The organism is Nostoc sp. DedSLP04 (assembly GCF_034530775.1).
Taxonomy (GTDB): domain Bacteria; phylum Cyanobacteriota; class Cyanobacteriia; order Cyanobacteriales; family Nostocaceae; genus Nostoc.
Genome location: NZ_JAVRCL010000060.1, coordinates 1 through 21,970, shown reverse-complemented (window position 1 = coordinate 21,970; position 21,970 = coordinate 1). Strand labels below are relative to the sequence as shown.

Annotated in this window: 11 protein-coding genes; 6 read left to right on the top strand and 5 right to left on the bottom strand. The window is 41.3% G+C overall.

The genetic code is table 11. The features are described 5' to 3' along the window. Window positions 1–319: 319 nt before the first annotated feature. From RMX89_RS27085 to RMX89_RS27075, 3 genes are all read left to right on the top strand, one after another. Window positions 320–865 carry a hypothetical protein gene (locus RMX89_RS27085; RefSeq protein ID WP_322691092.1) on the top strand — a complete coding sequence of 182 codons (546 nt, stop codon included), beginning with the start codon at window positions 320–322 and terminating at the stop codon, window positions 863–865. Window positions 866–922: 57 nt separating this feature from the next. Beyond that, entirely contained in the window at window positions 923–5,836 is a 4,914-nt protein-coding gene (locus tag RMX89_RS27080; protein ID WP_322691091.1) for a polyketide synthase, read from the top strand. A 205-nt stretch (window positions 5,837–6,041) separates the two neighbouring features. Further along, window positions 6,042–11,348, top strand: a complete 5,307-nt coding sequence (locus RMX89_RS27075) for a non-ribosomal peptide synthetase (RefSeq protein WP_322691090.1) — start codon at window positions 6,042–6,044, stop codon at window positions 11,346–11,348. 538 nt (window positions 11,349–11,886) lie between these two features. Here RMX89_RS27075 and RMX89_RS27070 read toward each other — a convergent pair. Continuing rightward, entirely contained in the window at window positions 11,887–13,539 is a 1,653-nt protein-coding gene (locus RMX89_RS27070) for an alpha-keto acid decarboxylase family protein (protein WP_322691089.1), read from the bottom strand. 175 nt (window positions 13,540–13,714) lie between these two features. Between RMX89_RS27070 and ppsA the strand changes: the two genes are divergently transcribed. The 3 genes from ppsA to RMX89_RS27055 all read left to right on the top strand — a co-directional run bounded on the left by ppsA (window position 13,715) and on the right by RMX89_RS27055 (window position 17,000). Next, entirely contained in the window at window positions 13,715–16,339 is a 2,625-nt protein-coding gene (ppsA, locus tag RMX89_RS27065) for a phosphoenolpyruvate synthase (protein ID WP_322691088.1), read from the top strand. 154 nt (window positions 16,340–16,493) lie between these two features. Further along, entirely contained in the window at window positions 16,494–16,694 is a 201-nt protein-coding gene (locus RMX89_RS27060) for a hypothetical protein (protein WP_322691108.1), read from the top strand. Between the two features lie 108 nt (window positions 16,695–16,802). Beyond that, window positions 16,803–17,000 carry a hypothetical protein gene (locus tag RMX89_RS27055; RefSeq protein ID WP_322691087.1) on the top strand — a complete coding sequence of 66 codons (198 nt, stop codon included), beginning with the start codon at window positions 16,803–16,805 and terminating at the stop codon, window positions 16,998–17,000. 79 nt (window positions 17,001–17,079) lie between these two features. On the opposite strand, the gene RMX89_RS27050 is transcribed toward RMX89_RS27055, so the two are convergent. From RMX89_RS27050 to RMX89_RS27035, 4 genes are all read right to left on the bottom strand, one after another. Then, window positions 17,080–17,457 carry a VOC family protein gene (locus RMX89_RS27050; protein ID WP_099099723.1) on the bottom strand — a complete coding sequence of 126 codons (378 nt, stop codon included), beginning with the start codon at window positions 17,455–17,457 and terminating at the stop codon, window positions 17,080–17,082. A gap of 78 nt (window positions 17,458–17,535) precedes the next feature. Beyond that, window positions 17,536–18,264 (bottom strand): peptidylprolyl isomerase, encoded by a 729-nt coding sequence (locus RMX89_RS27045; RefSeq protein WP_322691086.1) that lies wholly within the window; start codon window positions 18,262–18,264, stop codon window positions 17,536–17,538. A 63-nt stretch (window positions 18,265–18,327) separates the two neighbouring features. Next, complete coding sequence (locus RMX89_RS27040) at window positions 18,328–19,734, bottom strand: HlyD family efflux transporter periplasmic adaptor subunit (protein ID WP_322691085.1); 1,407 nt, start codon at window positions 19,732–19,734, stop codon at window positions 18,328–18,330. 87 nt (window positions 19,735–19,821) lie between these two features. Further along, window positions 19,822–21,970 (bottom strand): peptidase domain-containing ABC transporter (locus RMX89_RS27035; protein ID WP_322691084.1); only part of this gene is annotated, 2,149 nt, incomplete at its 5' end.

Sequence of the window (21,970 nt, the reverse complement as noted above, 5' to 3'; positions counted from 1 at the left end):
GCTTTAAATCTAGGGGTTTTCGCCACATCAATATTTAGAAGTTAACTATATCGCTTATAAATCCTTTATAAATTACTTAATATTTTATTTTTTACTCTTTTCCTTCAAAGACGCTATATGAAAGGCGATGGCGGAGGCGTTCGACAAATTATTTAGGGCTTTATATATTTCTTAATATTTGCTATTTACGGTTATCTTTTCTAAAAACTGCTTTTTATTTGCATAATTTTATAGATTAGATCGGTAATATACATTGTAAGCAACTTTCCTAATTTTTTGAATGAATTTACTCATCTTAGTTATATATTAGAGTAGAAAAATGAACTTTTTAGTATTGGTTAATCAGCAGCAAGAAGAAAGACAAATTGTTGATGAAAGTAACCTCAACCTAAATAAACATTCTGTCAGAAATATAATTAGTATTCGAGGTGCTAATTATTCCACTCAAGCTATTGAAAAAGCCGTAAATCAAAGCCATCCTTCCTTAAGACAAAATGCAGGAGTGGCATTTACCGTCGAAGTTAATTATCAAGAACGACTAGTAGTTATTCAAGAAGTCAAAAGAACCTATTCACGTATTCTGAACGTGGATGAAGTAATTCAAGCTATCCGTTTTGCTGTGTTGGAAGAACATGGATTGCAAATATATGCTGTAGTACTTCTAAAGGCAACTAGTCTCCCAAAAGACTCTGATGGAAAGATTGACCGTCAAACTTGTCAGAAAATTTTTCTGAATGCAAATTTGAATGCAATCCATACTTGGACAGTAAACCCTCAACAAGATTTGCAGCAACTACAGGCAGATGTAGATGCTTTGTTAGAAAACATACAAATGTCTCAACAGGCACAGTTCAAAGTCTCTTAACTTCACTATTAATTACAAACTCCGTCCATTACTAGATTTCTTATAAGGAAAAAGCAAATGATTACTAGCCTCAACAATTTTGCCAATAAAAATAATGTTAACTTTTCTACTTTAATAGACCTTTTAACCTATAGAGCGCATAATCAACCTGAGCAAACAGCTTATACTTTTCTTGTTGATGGAGAAACAGAAAGCGTTAACTTAACTTATCAAGAATTAGATCGAAAAGCACGCGCGATCGCTACTCAACTTCTGCAACAGGGAGTACCAGGTTCGCGGGCTTTGTTACTGTATCCACCTGGACTAGAATTTATCGCCGCCTTTTTTGGTTGTTTATATGCTGGTTTTGTCGCAGTTCCAGCTTATCCACCCCGACGCAATCAAAAAATGTCTAGGCTACAGGCGATTGTATCTGATGCTGAAGCGGTAGTAGCATTGACTACAGAATCTATATTGACAACCATCTCGCCTCAATTAGCTGAAAATATTACATTGGCGGTGATACCCTGGATCGCAACTGATAGTATTAACATCGGTATAGTTGAAAATTGGCAGCATCCAAATGTCAATAGTGATACTTTGGCTTTTCTGCAATACACTTCGGGTTCTACTGGCACACCGAAAGGAGTAATGATTACCCACGGTAATTTATTGCATAATTCCCAACTAATCTATAACTTTTATCAACACACACCCCAAAGCCAAGGTGTAATTTGGCTGCCACCATATCACGATATGGGATTAATTGGTGGGGTTTTGCAACCGATATATGGTGGTTTTCCAGTAACGCTGATGGCGCCGGTTGCTTTTCTGCAAAAGCCTTTCCGTTGGTTGCAGGCGATTTCTAATTACAAAGCAACTACCAGTGGCGGCCCAGATTTTGCTTATGACCTCGCCTGTCGCCAAATTACCCCCGAACAACTAGCAAGTCTTGATTTGAGTAGTTGGAAAGTTGCGTTTACAGGTGCTGAACCGATACGGGCCGAAACACTGGAACGTTTTGCCGAAACTTTTGCTCCTTGCGGTTTCCGTCAAGAAGCTTTCTATCCTTGTTATGGGATGGCGGAAACGACTTTAATTGTATCTGGGGGTTTAACATCTGAAGTTCCAATTGTTCGTCATATTCAAACCACAGCTTTGTCACAAAACCAAGTCATAGATACTACTGCTGAAGCTGGCGGCAAAGCGATTGTTGGTTGCGGTAAAAGTAGCCCAGACCAAAAAGTATTGGTTGTAAATCCCGAATCATTTATGCCTTGTGCAGATGGACAAGTGGGAGAAGTTTGGGTATCAGGGCCTAGCGTTGCTCAAGGTTACTGGAATAATCCCGAACAAACAAAAAATACTTTTCATGCGTATCTTGCAGACAATACAACTGGCCCTTTTTTGCGGACTGGAGATTTAGGCTGTTTACAGGATGGTGAGTTGTTTATCACTGGCCGTCTCAAAGATTTAATTATTATCATGGGTCGCAACCATTATCCGCAAGATATTGAATTCACCGTGGAAAATTGTCATCCGGCACTACGTCCTGCTAGTGGTGCAGCCTTTGCAGTCGAAATCAATAACTCAGAAAGGTTGGTCATAGTCCAAGAAGTCGAACGCTCTCATCTCCGCAAACTCAACGCTGATGAAGTCATAACAGCAATTCGTAAAGCTGTAGCCGAACACCATGACTTGCCAACTCATACCATTGTCTTAATTAAAACAAACAGTTTGCCCAAAACTTCCTCTGGCAAAGTGCGACGCAGTACCTGCCGAACTGAGTTAGAAGCTGGTACTCTTGATGTAGTTGCCCAGTGGAGTGCTGATGCTCCCAACAAAACGCAAGAAGCAATTGCACCACAAGTAGAACAAACAGTAAACACCGAAGCGATCGCAGCTTGGTTAGTTGCAAAAGTTACTGAACAATTGCAATCTCCCCAGGAAATTAATATTGACGAACCGCTTGCACAATACGGGCTGGGTTCCTTGGCAGCCGTGAGAATTTCTGGAGAATTACAAGAATGGTTAGGACGGGAACTTTCACCGACGCTGTTATATGATTACCCTTCTATCGCTGTTTTGGCACAATATTTAGGTGATGGAGTGCCACAACCGAAGATAATAGCGCAGCAGCAAACAGAAAATAATGCGATCGCGATCGTTGGTATTGGTTGCCGTTACCCTGGTGCTAATAACCCAGAAGCTTTTTGGCAATTACTCCGTAATGGTGTTGATGCTATTAGTGAAGTACCTAAACAGCGATGGAATATCGATACTTTCTACGATCCAAACCGTGCAACACCAGGCAAAATGAATACTCGTTGGGGTGGCTTTTTAGAGCAAGTAGACCAATTTGACGCGCAATTTTTTGGCATTTCCCCACGCGAAGCAGAATCTCTCGACCCACAACAGAGATTATTACTAGAAGTTAGCTGGGAAGCGCTGGAAAATGCAGCTTATCCACCAGATAAATTAGCAGGAACCAATACAGGTGTCTTTGTCGGGATTAGTAATTTTGATTACTCTCAGTTGCAATCCAAACAAATTACTGGATTAGATGCTTACACGGGTACAGGTAACGCTTTTAGCATCGCCGCTAACCGTATTTCCTATTTGTTAGATTTGCGCGGGCCGAGTTTGGCAGTAGATACAGCTTGTTCTTCATCTTTAGTTGCAGTTCACCAAGCTTGTCAAAGTCTGCGTCAGGGAGAATGCGAACTGGCCTTAGCTGCTGGTGTAAACTTAATTCTCACCCCACAATTGACGATTACATTTTCCCAAGCCGGGATGATGGCTAGTGATGGTCGTTGTAAAACTTTTGATGCCGATGCTGATGGTTATGTCCGGGGAGAAGGTTGTGGTGTAGTAGTTCTCAAGCGTCTTAGCGATGCGCGCCGGGATGGTGATAATATCCTGGCAGTGATTAAAGGTTCGGCAATTAATCAAGACGGACGCAGCAACGGACTGACAGCACCCAACGGCCCAGCCCAACAAGCAGTGATTCGGCAAGCGATGCAAAACGCAGGTATCTCACCTGATGAAATCAGTTACATTGAAGCCCACGGTACTGGAACTTTTTTAGGCGATCCTATCGAAATCAATTCCCTAAAAGCTGTACTGACGCCAGGGCGATCGCCGGAAAATCCCTGTGTGATTGGTTCGGTCAAAACCAACATTGGACATTTAGAAGCAGCAGGGGGAATCGCTGGTTTAATTAAAACTGTACTATCGCTAGATCGCGAGGAAATTCCACCCCATCTGCACCTCAAACAAGTTAACCCCCACATTTCTTTGGCTGGAACGTTATCCATCCCCACTGTATGTGTACCTTGGCATCGAGACGATAAACGGCGCTTGGCTGGTGTATCTTCTTTTGGTTTTGGTGGTACTAATGCCCATGTAATTTTAGAAGAAGCACCTCTTCAAAAACAAACAGACCGCGATGAACGGCAGATGCATCTTTTCACACTCTCTGCTAAAAGTGAAAATGCTTTGCGCGATTTAGCACGAGATTATGAAAATTATCTTGGTAATAACCCTGATGCGTCATTAGCAGATATTTGTTTTACGGCTAATACCGGACGTTCCCATTTCGAGCATCGCCTAGTTGCGATCGCTCAATCTAACATCCAATTACAAACGGGACTTGGTGCTTACACGGCTGGTAAAAAAACATCTCAGTTAGAAAGCGGTAAAATTAGCGGCAAAAAGCATCCCAAAATCGTTTTTTTATTCACAGGCCAAGGTTCCCAATATCTAAATATGGGTCGCCAACTTTACGAAACTCAACCGACCTTCCGCGCTTGCATCGACCAATGCGATGAAATTTTGCGGTCACATTTAGATAAACCTCTGCTGTCGGTTTTATATCCTAAAACTGAAAGTAGCTGCATCGATGAAACTGCCTATACCCAACCAGCTATATTTGCTGTAGAGTACGCTTTGGCGCAATTATGGAAGTCTTGGGGTGTGGAACCAACAGCAGTAATTGGTCACAGTTTCGGTGAATATGTGGCTGCTTGCATTGCTGGAGTATTTAGTTTGGAAGTAGGACTGAAGCTAGTTACCGAACGATCGCGCTTGATGGAAGAAATCAAGTCAATCGGTGCGATGGCTGCGGTGTTTGCCAATGAAGCGCAAGTGCAAGCTGTGATTGAATCTTACACAGAACTTACCATATCTGCGGTTAATGCTCCTAATAATATCACCATCTCTGGTGCGATCGCCAAAGTTGAGGCAGCGATCGCCCAATTCACAGCCCAAGGAATTGAGACTCGACGCTTGAATGTATCTCATGCTTTCCATTCTCCTTTAATGGATGAAATGCTTGATGCTTTTGAACAAGTAACAAGCCAAGTCAAATTTCAAGCACCACTGATTCCTTTAGTTTCCAATGTCACCGGGAATTTTCTACCAGCAGGACAAGTACCTGATGCCAAATACTGGCGATGCCATACGCGCCAAGCCGTAAGATTTATGGCAGGGTTGAATACTTTATTGGCAGAAGGTTACGAATTATTCATAGAAATTGGTGCTAAACCAGTTCTTTCTAGTCTGGGTAAACGTTGTCAGCAAAACGAAGATTCGGTTTGGTTGCCTTCTTTGACTGCAAAGCGAGATAATTGGCAAACATTATTGGAAAGTGTATCAGTATTGTATCTGCGAGGAGTAGATATTGACTGGACGGGATTTGAAAGCGATTATTCGCATCAGGTACTTCCAGTTCCTACTTATGCGTTTCAAAGAAAACGTTACTGGGTTCAATCGCAAAATTCGGTTGACAGTACAGAAGTAAATCTCAATAGCAATGGTTCTAAACCTGTTGCTTTTAATGGTGATGCTAGAAGAATACCATCTCAAGCATTGGTAGAAAAAATGCTCAAACAACAACTACAGATTATGTCTGAGCAATTAGAAGTTTTGCGTAGTCATAATTTGTCTACAGACAAATTCTTGCCATTCCAGAATGGAATACGGTCAAGATAAGCCCAAATTTAGCGAAAAATAGAACGGTAAGTCAGTGATTGCATAAATTAATTGACTTACCCCTATGAAAACATAGGCTATATATAGGACTCATTTTATTTTTGCGAAGCTAGGTACACATTTATTTCTTCTCTTCTTCCTTTTATATATAGCCCCTGAAAAAACTAATCAGATTAAATTCCAACCAAGCAATTGATAAAAACTCATGAACACATATACTCTTAACACTGATAATTCTTATTTTCAAGTTCCCAGTCAACCCCATAAATACCAAAAATTATTAACAGAACTACGTACAATTATTGCAAATTTACTCAAATCCGATCCAGAAGATATTGATGTTCATGCTCATTTTTTAGACATGGGTGCTGATTCAATAGTGCTAATTGATGCCATTCGTCAAATTGAAAATACTTTTGGAATTAAAATTACGATTCGTCAGTTATTTGAAGAACTAACAAACCTGAATGCGTTAGCAAATTATATTGATGAGAGTATACAACAAGAACCTATCAAATCTCAAATTCAAGAACAACCCGAAATATCACCCTCTCAAGCGTCAGAAACGACATCCGAAACATTAGTAGAAATCGTTCTTCGGCAGCAGTTTGAATTGATGTCCCAACAGTTGGAAATCTTGCGTAATTCAAGCTTATCAACAAATTTAAATTCTTCCCCTAGCCCACATAAAGAAACGAAATTTGCCCATAACCCAGTAGAATTACACAACTCAACCGCAAAAAAAGATTTTCCCTCTTCTTTCTGGCGAGTTGAACAATCGTCAGCCAAAATCCTCACCCCACAACAACAACAATATTTAGATTCTCTGATCGCCCGTTATACCAAACGTACAGCAAAATCCAAACAGCGATCGCAAACTTATCGCCCTGTCCTCGCCGACAGAAGGGCTTCTGTCGGATTTCGTCCTGAAACTAAAGAAATCCTCTATCCTATTGTTGGCGATCGTTCCCAAGGTTCAAAAATTTGGGATATTGATGGCAATAAATACATAGATATTTCTATGGGTTTTGGCGTACATCTTTTTGGTCATGATGTTCCCTTTATTACAGAAGCTCTAGAAAATCAACTCAAGCAAGGGACGCAAATCGGCCCTCAATCTCAACTTGCTGGTGAGGTAGCAACTTTAATCTGCGAAATGACAGGAATGGAACGAGTCACTTTCTGTAATTCAGGTACAGAAGCGACGATGACAGCGATGCGTATAGCCCGTGCAGCCACAGGTCGTGCCAAAATTGCTATTTTTAAAGGCGCTTATCACGGTCATTTTGATGGCACCTTAGCCATACCACAAACATCTGAAGACGGAAAATTACCAGCACACCCAATGGTTCCAGGGGTGCTGCAAAATATGGTTGATGATGTTTTGCTTCTGACTTATGGGGCTTCTGAATCGCTTGATATTATCAAAGCCAATGCTCATGAATTAGCAGCAGTTTTAGTTGAGCCTGTACAAAGCCGCAAACCCGATTTACAACCTAAAGAATTTCTGCAACAGTTGCGAGAGGTAACACAACAACTAGATATCACCTTGATTTTCGATGAAGTAATCACAGGTTTCCGCGTTCATCCCCGTGGAGCGCAAGCATGGTCTGGTGTTGATGCAGATATTGTCATCTATGGCAAGTTAATTGGTGGGGGAATGCCAATCGGGGTAATAGCTGGAAAAGCAGCTTATATGGACAAAATTGACGGTGGTATGTGGAACTATGGAGATGAATCTTATCCAGAAGTGGAAACGACATTTTTTGCTGGTACTTTCTCCAAACATCCTTTGACGATGGCAGCAACACGAGCCACACTCCTACACCTCAAAGCCGAAGGAGCTACCCTCCAGGAGCGATTGAATCAACGTACATCACAGTTAGCCGCAACACTCAATACTTACTTTGAACAAGAAAATATCCCTGTCCAGATAGTGCATTTTAGCTCGCTTTTTCGCTTTACTTTATCGGGCAATTCTAGCTATCTATATCAGCCTTTAGAAATGGATTTGCTGTATTACTCTTTAATTGCAAAAGGCGTTTATATTTGGGAAGGACGCACCTGTTTTCTATCTACTGCACACACAGATGAAGATGTAAATTATGTAATTAAATCAGTCCAAGATAGTGTACAAGAATTACGCACAGCAGGTTTTTTTCCCAAAAAGCTAAAATTATCGATAGTCCAAAAGCAGACACATAACACATCAGACAAATTGAGAAATTCTGTAGATTTGGAAACCCAAATTAAAAGTGAATTAGAACTAAAACCAGCATTCAAAATTCCCCTGAGTGATGCCCAAAAGCAGCTTTGGTTTTTAGCTCAAATTGGTGACAATGGGTCTTTAGCTTACAACATTTCCCTCAATATTCAATTACGGGGTACACTTCATCTAGCAGCCATGCGTCAAGCAGTGCAGCAAGTGATACAACGTAATGAGGCTCTACGTACAACTATCAGCAGTCAAGGCGATTTTCAAGAAATATTACCATCACTGCAAATAGACGTTCCTGTAATTGACTTTTCAAATGTAGAAGATGGCAACTTTCAACTAGCCCAGTGGTTGCAAAATGAAAACCGCGAATCTTTTGACCTCACCAACGGGCCTTTATTCCGCGTTCGGATTTTGAAATTAAAAGACCAATTGCATATATTAGTTGTTAGCGCCCATCACATTATTACTGATGGCTGGTCAATCAGCGTTATCTTGCAAGAAATGATTGCATTGTATTCAGCAACTTGTCAGGGTGATGTTTGCCAGCTAGAACCACCGATGCAATATAGTTCATATCTTGACTGGCATCGTCAATACTGTGAAACAGACGAGATGAAAGCTCATGAATCTTATTGGCTACAGAAGTTTGCTAGCCCAGTTCCAGTTTTAGACCTGCCCACTGACCGTCCTCGCCCACTAATCAAAACTTATCAAGGTGGCAGACAACAGTTACAGCTTGACAGTAGTTTAAGTGGTGCCATCAAACAATTCAGCAAGCAAAACGGTTGTACCTTATTTATGATGCTGCTGTCTGCATATACTGTCTTACTCTATCGCTTAACCAACCAAGACGACATTACCATTGGTATTGCTGCTGCTGGACGCTCTCTTGAAGGTAGTGAGCGACTAGTTGGTTATTGCAGCCATCTGCTACCGATACGCGGTCAAATTGTCGGCGATGTGACATTCGTCGAACATCTCAAAACTTGCAAAAGTTTGTTGTTGGATGCCTATGAGCATCAAGATTATCCTTTCGCTAAATTAATTGACAAACTGGGAGTAAAGGCTAGTAGCAGCATATCTCCTTTGGTGAACGCCACCTTTAACCTGGAGCGCCCCGTAGACATTCCCCAAATGTATAATTTGTCAAGTAGCTTGTTACCTCAATCTATAAGTTTTGCTGACTACGATCTAGGCTTGAATGTGACTGAGATTGAAAACGAGTTACTGTTGGAATGTGATTATAATGCAGACTTGTTTGATGCTGCCACTATTGACCGCATACTTGGACATTACCAAACGTTATTGATGGCGATTATTGCCAGCCCCCAAACATCGCTCTCGCAATTATCCTTATTAACAGCAACCGAACGCCATCAAATACTGGTTGAGTGGAATAACACTCAAACCGACTATCCCCAAGATAAATGTATTCATCAAATATTTGCACAACAAGCACAATTGACTCCGAATGCTGTAGCGGTAGAATTTACTGAAGAAAAACTGACCTACCGAGAGCTAAATCAGCGTGCTAACCAATTAGCGCATTTCCTACAAAGTTTAGGTGTAAAACCAGAAGTGCTTGTAGGCATTTGCGTTGAACATTCTGTAGAAATGTTAGTAGCGATGCTGGGTGTTCTCAAAGCTGGTGGTGCTTACGTACCCCTAGACCCGGCTTATCCTCAAGAACGCTTGGCTCATATGCTAAGTGATTCTCAAGCCTCAGTGCTACTGACAAGTGCTGAATTAGAGAGTCAACTGCCTCCACACTCTGCAAAACTAGTACTATTGGATACGGATTGGCAAGCGATTTCTCGTCAATCAATCACGAATCCTGTTAGTGTTGTTGAGCCGAAAAATTTAGCCTATGTGATTTATACTTCTGGTTCTACTGGCAAATCGAAAGGGGTACTAATTCCGCACCAAGCCTTAGTAAACCATAACTACGCTATAGCTAAAAATTATGAGCTAAAAGTGAGCGATCGCGTCCTACAATTTGCAAGCTTTAGCTTTGATGTAGCTGCCGAGGAAATATTTCCTACTTGGTTAAGTGGAGCAACTTTGGTACTACGACCAAAGAAAATGTTTGCGATCGCAGATTTTGTGCAATTTGTCAAAAAACAAGAATTGACTGTCCTAAACCTGCCAGTAGTATACTGGCAAGAGTGGGTTTCCCAAATGCCCCATATCAGCTGGGCAGAGAATGTACGTTTATTGGTTCTTGGTAGCGAAAGAGTCCCATTAGAGCGGTTTATTACTTGGCAACAGCAAGTAGGTAGCAACGTTAGTTGGCGAAACGCTTACGGCCCTACTGAAGCTACAATTACAGCTACAGTCTATGATTCCCAAGTGAGTTTAGAACATCAAACAGCTTCCTCACTGTTTATTGGTCATCCCATAGCTAATACTCAAATTTATATTCTCGACCATCATTTGCAACCAGTGCCTATCGGTGTTGCAGGTGAATTGCATATTGGTGGTAATGGTTTGGCACGAGGTTATCTTAACCGTCCAGAATTAACAGTCGAAAAGTTTATTTTCAACCCCTTTAGTAATGAACCGACAGCCCGCTTGTACAAAACAGGAGATTTAGCCCGCCACAGAAGCGATGGTACTATTGAATTTATCGGTCGAATTGATAATCAACTGAAAATTCGCGGTTTCCGTATTGAGTTGGGAGAAATCGAAGCAGCGCTGAGTCAACATCCACAAGTCAGAGAGTGTGTAGTTATAGCCAGCGATGACCAACTAGATAATCAGCGATTGCAAGCATACATTGTTTTTCATCAAGAGCAAAATGTAGATAGTAGGGAACTGCATCGCTTCCTCAAGCAAAAATTGCCTGAGTACATGTTACCCTCTACTTTCTTCCAAGTAGAAACCATACCGCTTACCCCTAATGGTAAAATCGATCGTCTTACTCTAAATCGCTTGGGTGTGTTAATCAACAATATTGAAGTGAATATGGTTTCACCCCGCAACCCTATCGAGGAGTTACTAGCTTCTATCTGGGCTGAAGTTTTAAACTTAAAACAAGTCGGTATCCACGATAATTTCTTTGAATTGGGAGGCAATTCGCTCTTAGCTATGCAACTTGTAAATCAGATCAACGAAGCCTTCTTGATAGAGTTACCGTTGCGTAGTTTATTTGAATGCTCGACAATCGCTCAAATAAGCGAATTGGTACAGACTCACAAACTTGAACAAGTAGAAAGTGATGCTCTAGAACAAATTTTAGCTGAAGTTAATGAGTTAATGGATACAGAAATCGAACAAATGCTTGCCAACTTTTAGTAGACTAACATAGCAGGGTAAGCGCATCTCAAACGCTATTGACAAGCGGGTTTAGAGGTATCCTTATGTTGGGATAAACAAGCAGCAAGAATAGTCAGCATTCTGAAGCATGAATTACCCAACTCTTTACCAAAGCTTTCTCGTTGAACAAGAAAAAACTTTTCCCCACAATGCCAAGAAGTCAAGAAGTCTATTTTTTACTAACTCAAACAATGTACCAATACGAGTTCTCGATATGCTATCTGACGTTGGTGTGCGATTAGAATTTTGGTAAGGCTCAAAGACAGCCCCGCCCCCATAGTTAATAATCCCTTGATGCTGGATAAGAGTTAGTTCTTTTTGCTGGGGAGGAACTGACCTTTTAGCGATCGCTTTCTGTACCCAACTTTTTCATGCCATCCATTCAGTCCACTGGGGCGCATCTGTCACCACGTTGAGCAAACAAGTTTTGGCAAGCGTCTTCAAACTCCAACATCACACCGCAACGCCGATCGATCGTTAAGGTACTGAGTAATTGATGAGGCAGTATGTTGCTTTATTACTGCAACATCTTTAACAGAACCTCTGGGCTGTCCATTTTATCCATTACAACCTCAATAAAAGCAAGTTGGTCACGGTTTTGTTGAGCTGTTTCTAATGCTTTGTCTAACTGCGATTCGGTACTAACTTTAATTGCCCAGGCATTGCCAGCGAAAACCTTAGGGAGCTGATGATAATTCCAAGGTTGAATGTCGTTATATGGCATACGTTCACCGTGAATATCACGCTCTATAGTATATCCATCATTGTTAATCAACAAAATAATCGGTTTTAGATTATAGCGTAAGATGGTTGAAAGTTCTTGTGCAGTCATTTGGAAAGACCCGTCACCAACCAGTAGGATAGAGCGACGTTGTGGTGCGGCGATGGCACAACCAAGTAATGAACCAACAGAGTAACCAATCGATCCCCAAAGTACTTGCCCAACAAAAGTAGCTCCTTTTGGCAAAGGAACGATAGAAGCGCCAAACAAACAAGTTCCAGTCTCAGCAACGATAATGTCATCTTCTTGGAGAAAATGAGCAAATCTATGCCAAAAATGCTGCTGCGTAATTGGTGCCGAAGAGCCGCCAACGATAGGCTCTATAAAACCAGCATCTAAATTTTCTGTTGCTGATTTGAAATTCAGCGTTTGACGATCGCGGTGCTGCAACCGTTGGCTTAAAGCAGAAAGCACATCTGCCATAGCGACATTGTTGTATAAAGCATGTTTAACTTTTACATACTCCCCATGCACTTCAATAGTTTGGCTGGGATCGAGTTTGGCAGAAAACTTACCCGTGTTGAAATCAGTCATCAAAGCACCGATAGTTAAAACACAATCTGCCTGCTCAATACGTTTTCTAACAGATTCCTCACTGGCAGCACCATTATATATGCCGATGAATTGGGGGTGGGTTTCTTCTAGCAATCCTTTTCCCATGTTCATCGTCGCATAAGGGTATCCAGTAGCTGTTAGCAATTCTCGCAATTGTTCATGCAAATGATAGCGAGCTACACCAATATCAGCAAGAATCACAGGTTGGGAAGCTTTTTCCAGTATGTTTACACAGACATCAATTATTTCTGCTATTGTAGCGCCATTGCTCTGAAATACAGGGGGTATAAAGAAATCAGACGGTGCAGACACCTCAGCTAGAGCAACATCCATCGGTATGGAAATATAAACAGGTAATTTCTTCAGCAAACAGATACCTAAAACTCTGTCAATTTCCGTTGTTGCATTTTCATTTGTTAAATATGCTTGAGCCACCGTTACCTGTTGATACATTCGGGCAAATATTGAGAAATCACCAGTACCAAGCGTATGATGGACAAGTGAACCAAGAGCTTGAATTTTAGTTGCAGGAGCACCGGTAATCGCTACAACCGGAACGTGTTCAGCATAAGCGCCAGCGATACCATTAATAGCACTGAGTTCACCAACACCAAACGTAGTTACTAATGCCGCAACACCATTAAGCCGACCATAACCATCGGCAGCATAGGATGCGTTAAGTTCGTTGCAAGTAGAAATTAACTCGATGCCATTGTGGTTAACAATATAGTCGAGAAATTCCATATTGTAGTCTCCAGCAACGCCAAAGATATGCTTGATGCCAATTTGCTCCAGACGAAGCAATAAATAGTCGCCAACAGTAAACTTTGCCATTGTCTTAACCAAATTACCCCTTTAGGGTATGAAAACTATAACTGAGATGCGTATCTCTGAAGTAAGAATAGGATTGTGACTTTTGCCGACGCCCATGCACACCGACCGTCGAGAGTCGATCGGTTGTGATGCAGTTAAAATTACCAAAGTATGAATTGCCAAAGGAAGGAAACTGATGAGTTCATTTGTGCTTTGTTTTCAAGATATTGATAAAACAAAACTCAAGGTTGTTGGGGGCAAAGCTGCTAACCTGGGGGAACTATCCAGAATTGAGGGAATCCACGTACCGGATGGCTTTTGTATTTCTACTGAAGCTTTTAAAAGAATCATTGGAAAAATGCCATCGATTAATGAATTACTCGAACAGTTATCGCATCTATTGATGGAAGACCGGCATAAAATCGGTGAACTTAGCGGTGAGATTCGCTCTTTCATTGAAGGTATAACCATTCCTCAAGATATTAATGAAGAGATCGCCCGCCTCCTCTCCAGGTTTGATGAAAAAAATGCCTATGCAGTACGATCCAGCGCAACTGCTGAGGATTTACCGACAGCCTCTTTTGCAGGCCAGCAGGATACGTATTTGAACATTGTCTCAAAGGAGGCAATCTATCAGCATATCAGCAAGTGCTGGGCATCGCTATTTACCGAGAGAGCAGTAATTTACCGCCTCCAAAACGGCTTTGACCACCGTAAAGTTTACCTGTCTGTGGTTGTTCAGAAGATGGTATTACCGCAGGTGGCAGGAATTTTGTTTACTGCCGATCCCGTCACTTCTAATCGGAAGGTGTTATCCATTGATGCCAGCTTCGGACTTGGTGAAGCTTTGGTCAGAGGTCTTGTGAATGCTGATATCTATAAAGTTTGTAACGGTCAGGTTATTGATAAGAAGATATCCACCAAGAAACTGGCTATTTATGCCTTAAAAGATGGCGGTACGAAATTACAGGAAATTGAACAACACAGACAGAATAGGCAAGCGCTGACGGATGAGCAGATTTTGCAGCTTGAGCGCATCGGTAGGAAGATTGAAGAACATTTCGGCCGCCCCCAGGACATCGAATGGTGTTTGGTTGATGATACATTTTATATTGTCCAAAGTCGCCCCATCACGACTTTATATCCGATCCCGGAAGCGAGCGATCGCGAAAATCACGTTTATGTATCTGTTGGTCATCAACAAATGATGACCGACCCCATTAAACCATTGGGATTGTCTTTATTTCAATTAATAGCTGCTCGACCCATGTATAAAGCTGGTGGAAGGTTGTTTGTTGATATCACACCCGATCTGGCTTCACCTGTTAGAAGAAAAATTGTAGTAGATGTGTTGGGAAAATCCGAACCGCTCATAAAAGACGCACTGATGACTATCATAGAGCGAGGAGATTTCATTGAATCATTACCAGACGATCAAAAAGAACTAAGTCCCGGTAAAAGCAATAAATCTCCATCGCCTGCGGATTTTCAAACACTAAACGAATACGATCCGACAATCGTTTCTGATTTAATTAAGAGTAATCAAGTATCGATAGACGATTTAAAACATCACATCCAAACGAAATCAGGATTGGATCTAATTGATTTTATTCAAGAAGACACCCAGAAATTAAAGAAGAGTTTATCCGATCCACAAAGTTTTGGTGTGATTATGACTGCGATGAATGCTTCATCATGGATCAATGAAAAAATGCAGGAGTGGTTAGATGAAAAAAACGTAGCAGACACGCTTTCTCAATCTGTACCCAACAATATTACTTCATCTATGGGTCTGGAACTATTGGATGTCGCAGATGTAATTCGTCCTTATCCTGAAGTAATTGATTATTTACAACATATAAAAGATGATAGCTTTTTGGATGAACTGGTTAAGTTTAATGGGGGAAAGGAAACCCAAGACGCTATCTATGCTTATCTCAACAAATATGGAATGCGATGTGCCGGAGAAATCGATATTACTAAAACTCGTTGGAGTGAAAAACCAACTACACTTATCCCCATGATTCTCAGTAACATCAAAAACTTTGAGCCTAATGCTAGCAAGCGGAAATTTGAGCAAGGACGACAGTCAGCTTTGAAAAAAGAACAAGAGTTATTAGATCGATTGAAGCAATTACCGGATGGCGAACAAAAGGCCGAAGAGACAAAACGAACGATCGGTCTAATTCGGAATTTCATCGGTTATCGTGAATATCCAAAATACGGCATGATTAATCGCTACTTCGTTTATAAGAAAGCTTTACTCAAAGAAGCCGAACAACTCATACAAGCGGGCGTTATTCATGAAAAAGAAGATATATACTATCTCACTTTTGAAGAACTTCGCTCAGTTGTACGCACAAATAAACTTGATTACCAGATTATCGGCAAACGAAAAGATGAGTACAAATTATATGAAAAACTAACTCCCCCCCGTGTTATCACGTCTGATGGTGAAATCATTGCAGGTCGGTACAAACGAGAAAATCTCCCTGCCGAAGCTATTGTAGGTCTACCTGTTTCCTCCGGAGTTATAGAGGGGCGAGCGCGTGTCATCTTAAACATGGAAGATGCCGAGCTAGAAGATGGAGATATATTAGTCACCTCCTTTACTGACCCTAGCTGGACACCATTGTTTGTATCCATAAAAGGCCTAGTCACCGAAGTTGGTGGATTGATGACACATGGAGCAGTTATCGCACGTGAATATGGTATAAGTGCAGTTGTTGGAGTAGAAAATGCTACCAAGCTGATCGAAGACGGACAGAGAATTCGGGTTAATGGAACGGAAGGCTATGTAGAAGTGGGATTCGTTGGCTAGAAACTATACCCCGCAAGGGGTTAAAGGATTATCCGCAAGATTCTCAACCCTCCGGGTTCGCAGTTCCTACAACAAAGGGAACCTCCGCAACGGACTGCTCACCTTGACAACTGAATGACCATGTAGGTGCGAGTCCTACCCCGCAGGTGCAGCGGTGAAAGCACTTCCCCCAGGTTCAAGACTAGCGATCGCCCCTGGCGTCGATCGCATTCCTCTTGTCTTGAAAATCGAGTCATGCCTATTATATTCCCGGACGAGAGCAGTATTGGATCGGGTATATAATGGCGATCGCCTACTCCTAGAGAGGAAAGTGGAACGGGCATTTTTGAAGCGGGGAAGGCACTGGCAAAATTGAGGGACAGACGGCTGTATCGTTCTACACATAAAACATTTGAAGCCAATCGCCCTTTTAGGGAGACAGTGTCGAACTCACGTTAACTTAATGCTCTGCTAAATAATTCCAATGAATTGGCAAGTAGGAGAAAAAGGAAATCTGGGGATGGAGAAAGTAGCGAAGCGATCGCTCTTAAAGCAAAGCGTAGCCAATCGATTTTCTCTCTTACTGCCAAAAGTTCTGCTGATGTGGACTATTGGAGTCATAAGTGGGGAGTTGGTGGGAAATCTTGGGTCAAGATTCGTTTTACAAGCTTTTTTAGGCTGATCCCCACTAAGACAGTTAGGTTAAATTGCAAATGAAATCATATCCCTGCCTAATTCCCCGATTTAGGTGTAAATCCAGGTTAAGACTGCGGATTTTGCCTAAGCCCTAACAAATTTCCGTCAATATCCTTGAAAGTGGATAATTGCACTCCATGACCAACATCTGTAATTGGCCCAACTGAGACTCCTTTTTCAGTCAGGCTTTGACGAGCAGTAACTATATCATTGACAACAAAGGTACTGACAGTATTACCTGGTTCAACTGAGTTACTCAAGTTCAATCCGATTGCAAAGCGTGGAATATCAGGAAAACTAAACTGTCTCCAGCTAGGTGTGTCATATTTTTCTTCAGGAACTAACCCAAGCTTGGACTTGTACCACTCGGCACTAGCTTCGAGATTAGTAACGTCTAGTTTGGTGACAAAACTATATTCACCAAAAGTGTTTTTCAATGTCATATTCTACTGTGCTAATCCAGAACTTTTGTAATACAGCTATTATAAGCTTTTTCGGATAAAATACTGCAAGCTTACCAATTATAGGGTAAAATTTAGATCCAAAATTTTACGCTTTAGCCATTCAGAAAACAAGTTTGAGATAATTTTTAAGCGCAACATCTCGTCCAATTGTGGCTCAATAATTTCCTCAACCAAAATTAGATGTGCCCCAATGGATGTCAATATTGGTTTGACAACTTGCGGTGGAGTTGCCGCAAAGACAGCAGCAGAAATTTCTGGTTTCAAATCTGCACGGCTTAATATCCCTCGATATCCTCCTTTTCTGCGTAGTTCTGTATCTTGAATATATTGATGAGCAATTTCATGAAAACTTATCTCACCTTCACCCAATGCGTAAAACAGTTCCATAGCCAAATCAAAATCATCTAAAACGACTTCATACATAACTATCTGGGCATAATCAATCTGATGTTCTACAAAAAAAGATTCAACTTTATCTACAAACAGATATTGAGCTAATTTTGAGGAAATTACTGTGTAATAAACTAATTCTTCAAACTCGTCTAGAGATAAACTGTGTCTCTGTAGCCATGACCAAGTAGCATCAGCACCAGTCAAATTGTTCATCAAACGCAAGTTATCTGCCGCTTGCTGTAGTTCTTCTGGCTCCACTTTAATATTAACTTCTTGTGCCGTATGTGAAATAATCTTGCGAGTAAGAATACCTTCAATCACAGAAGGAATTTGACATGAAATCTTGACTTGGTTGATAATTTCTTCGAGAGAAACAGTTGCCACTTCTAACATAGTAAAACTTCTTAGCGATCGAAATGAAATAGAAAAGATAAACTTTTTGATAGTTCTTGATTTTTAGAGTTTCAAACCACCTTTTTGCAACTTTTTAAACGGGTCTAACACAAAATCAACAATACGGCGCTGCCGAACAATTACCTCAGCAGTTGCTGTTTGACCAGGCGTTAAAGCAATACGTTTGTTTCCACTTTGAATATAAGTCTGCGGCACTGCAATTTCTAATTCAAAATTTTCTATGTTACCTTGAGCAGTTTCCACAACTTTGGAGTCTGGTGAAATCCAGTGGAGTTTGCCTTCTATCACTCCATAATCTTGGAAAGGATAAGCATCAAATTTAAGTTTAACTGGCATTCCTACACGCAGAAAGCCACTTTCTTGACTAGGCATCTGCGCTCTGAATATTAGAGGTACTCCATTAGGTGCAATCTGAGTAACCATCTGTCCTGGTTGTACTACTGTCCCGGCGTTATTGATAGACAACTGGAAAATTGTGCCAGCAATCGGAGCGCGGAGTGTTTGCTGTTGTAATTGGAATTGTAAAGAATGAATTTGCTTTTTAGTTTGAGAAATTTCTGATTGTAAATCTACAACTTGAGCTTGGAGTTCTTTGAGTTGTTTGTGACTATCCAAAACTGCAAGCTCACCTGTGCGTCTAATACGTTGATTGGTACTTTGCTGTTTAGCAATCTCGGTGTTGGCCTGTTGAATATCCGATTGAGCTTGTTCTAGCAGTCTTTGACGCTCAAACATTGCACCTTCTATTTCTTCTAATTTACTTTTGGAAATAGCGCCCTTTTGCAAAAGATATTGATAACGTTGTACCTCATTTTTAGCTAGCTTAAGGCGACCAACTTCTAGGGCATATACTTGTTTACTAGAATTAAATTTTTGATGTATTTGGTCAAGTTGAGCAAGTTGCTCAGATTCTTGAGCTTGATTTTGCAATTGCTGAGTACGTAAAGACATTTCCAGTTGATTTTTTAATAGCTGAAGCTGATTAACTCGATTTTGTTGACCCTCAAGTTTTGCCTGAGTTTGTTGCAGTTCAGTACGAGTTAATTCTGATTCTAATTCCAGTAAAGTTTGCCCGGAAAGTACAGTTTGACCTTCTTTTACCTTGATGGCTGTAACTTTTCCGGTAACAGGTGCATCTAATCTCACAGTTCTCCCTTGGGGTTCAAGTCGTCCTCTGGCGCTACCTGTTTCGTCTACTTTGGATAGCATTGCCCAAGGTAAGACGATCGCAACAAATACTACTAGCCAATACAACAAGCCGCGTGTCCAAATCCGTGGTAAGGTATCAATCAGTTCTTTTGTTAAAGAAGACCAGTCTTCACCCAAAGGTGCATAGGATTTTCGCTCTTGTGATGATAGTGTTTTTTTGGATTCTTTCAAGTCTAGTTGATTACTAGGGTAGTGACCGTTTTGACTGAACTGCTCTTGGGTAGTAAATTCATTTGGCATAATTGGTAATACAGTTTTGGATTTCAAATATTGGATTTTTCTGGTTTCTAGCAAAGCTAAAGAACGAAAAATGAAGAGGCTTTTAGTTCAAACTGCTATGGTAAGTTGCTGTTGATTCAGGTAAAAGTAGTGACCGCGTTTAGCCATTAATTGATCGTGAGTTCCACTTTCAACCAAAAGACCTCTATCTAGCACCAAAATTTTGTCAGCATTGCGTACTGTTGAAAGGCGATGAGCAATCACCAGCGTTGTTCTATCTTGAAGAATTTTGTTGAGGTTAGTCTGGATGATACGTTCAGATTCAGCGTCAAGACTGCTGGTGGCTTCATCTAAAATCAGCAGTTGGGGATTTCCGACAAGGGCGCGAGCGATCGCTAGCCGTTGTCTTTGTCCACCAGACAGGGTTCCTCCTCCCTCACCGATTTGTGTTTCATAGCCCATCGGTAATTCTTTAATAAATTCATGCGCTCCCGCTTGTTGCGCTGCTTCTATGACCTCTTCTAAAGTTGCTTCGGGATAACCTAAACTAATATTTTCCCGAATCGTACCACCAAAGAGAAAAGTATCTTGGTCAACGACACCAATTTGAGAACGGAGCGATCGCAATGACAAACTAGTAATATCATAGCCGTCAATCAAAATTTTCCCTTCTGTGGGAGGATACAGCCCCAATACCAACTTGGAAATGGTCGTTTTTCCTGAACCACTGCGCCCTACAAGTGCGATCGTTTGCCCTGGTTGCACCTCAAAACTGATGTTTTCTAAGGTGTTTCTATCACTTTCTGGATGATAACGAAAAGTAACTTTGTCAAAGCAAATATAACCGCGAATTGGCGGTAAAGATTGATGAGACTGGTGTTGTAAATCTTCTTCTGGTTCAGCGTCAATCACATCATTGATGCGTTCAACGGCAATTAGCACCTCTTGCAATTCATTCCATAGCAAAATCAGCCTTTGGAAGGGATTAATAACATTACCCAGCAACATATTAAAAGCAATCAGTTGCCCAATTGTGAGTTCATTCTGAATCACTTGCCATGCCCCAAACCACAGTAAAACTGTGGTGACTACAGCTTCAATACCGGAGCTAAATATTTGCAGTGTATTGCCAATTACCTGCCCAGAAAAAGTTTTTTTCACTGACTTACCAAAAAGTTCTTCCCAATGCCAGCGGACTGTTTGCTCAACAGCCATAGACTTAATCGTGCGGATACCAGTGAGAGACTGAATCAAATACCCAGTTTCTTCATTATGTGCCCCAAAAATCTCGCGGGAAACACGCTGTAAGAAAGGTGTAGCAATCAGCGCCAATAATACGAATGGTGGCACAATTACTAAGGTCATTAATGCCATCTTCCAGCTATACCAAAACATCAATCCTACATAGACAAATACTGTTAGTAAATCGAGAAAGATAGATAGGGCTTCACCAGTTAAAAAACGTTGAATTTTGCGATTTTCCTGCACGCGGGAAATAATATCACCAACGTAACGGGACTCGAAATAGTTCAGAGGTAAACGGAAAGTATGACTAATAAAACCCACAATCAAGGCTAGATCCACTCGGTTAGCTGTGTGGTCTAGAAGGTATTGCCGCAGTCCAGTTATGGCAACTCTAAAAAGGCTAAAGATTACCAAGCCGATGCCTACAGCCGTTAATGTTAGGTCACTGCGTTGCACAACTACTCGGTCTAACAATAATTGCGTAAATAGGGGTGTAATCAGGCCAAAAATTTGAATGAGGATGGAAGCAATAAATACTTCCAACAACACCAGCCAGTGAGGTTTAGTTAATTCAAAAAACTGCCAGAAAGCAGTGCTAGCTTCTTTTGTCTCTTTGAGTAAGGCTGTGGGTTGGAGTAATAAAGTATAGCCAGTCCAACCTGCTTTAAATTCTGCATAAGTGAGGGTACGCTGACCAATAGCAGGATCTCCAACGATAACGCGATCGCCTCTGACTTCGTAGACGACAATATAATGTTTGCCTTCCCAATGCACAATCGCAGGCAAACTTTGCTGGGCAAGTTTATCAAGGCTGGCTTTTACAGGTCGAGTCGAAAACCCGATGCTTTCTGCTGCTGCTGCTAAACCTCGCAGCGATGACCCATCCCGATCGACGTTGGCAATGTCTCGCAGCCGATTGACGCTAAAACGCTTACCCCAGTAAAGACCAACCATCACTAACCCTCTTCTGTCACTTTCCGACATAAGCAAGTAGTAAATAACTGAAATTATC

Bases quoted from the DNA above. Each gene is read 5' to 3' on its own strand.
- RMX89_RS27085 (WP_322691092.1), top strand. From the start codon at position 320: ATGAACTTTTTAGTATTGGTTAATCAGCAGCAAGAAGAAAGACAAATT.
- RMX89_RS27080 (WP_322691091.1), top strand. From the start codon at position 923: ATGATTACTAGCCTCAACAATTTTGCCAATAAAAATAATGTTAACTTT.
- RMX89_RS27075 (WP_322691090.1), top strand. From the start codon at position 6,042: ATGAACACATATACTCTTAACACTGATAATTCTTATTTTCAAGTTCCC.
- RMX89_RS27070 (WP_322691089.1), bottom strand. From the start codon at position 13,539: ATGGCAAAGTTTACTGTTGGCGACTATTTATTGCTTCGTCTGGAGCAA.
- ppsA (WP_322691088.1), top strand. From the start codon at position 13,715: ATGAGTTCATTTGTGCTTTGTTTTCAAGATATTGATAAAACAAAACTC.
- RMX89_RS27055 (WP_322691087.1), top strand. From the start codon at position 16,803: ATGAATTGGCAAGTAGGAGAAAAAGGAAATCTGGGGATGGAGAAAGTA.
- RMX89_RS27050 (WP_099099723.1), bottom strand. From the start codon at position 17,457: ATGACATTGAAAAACACTTTTGGTGAATATAGTTTTGTCACCAAACTA.
- RMX89_RS27045 (WP_322691086.1), bottom strand. From the start codon at position 18,264: ATGTTAGAAGTGGCAACTGTTTCTCTCGAAGAAATTATCAACCAAGTC.
- RMX89_RS27040 (WP_322691085.1), bottom strand. From the start codon at position 19,734: ATGCCAAATGAATTTACTACCCAAGAGCAGTTCAGTCAAAACGGTCAC.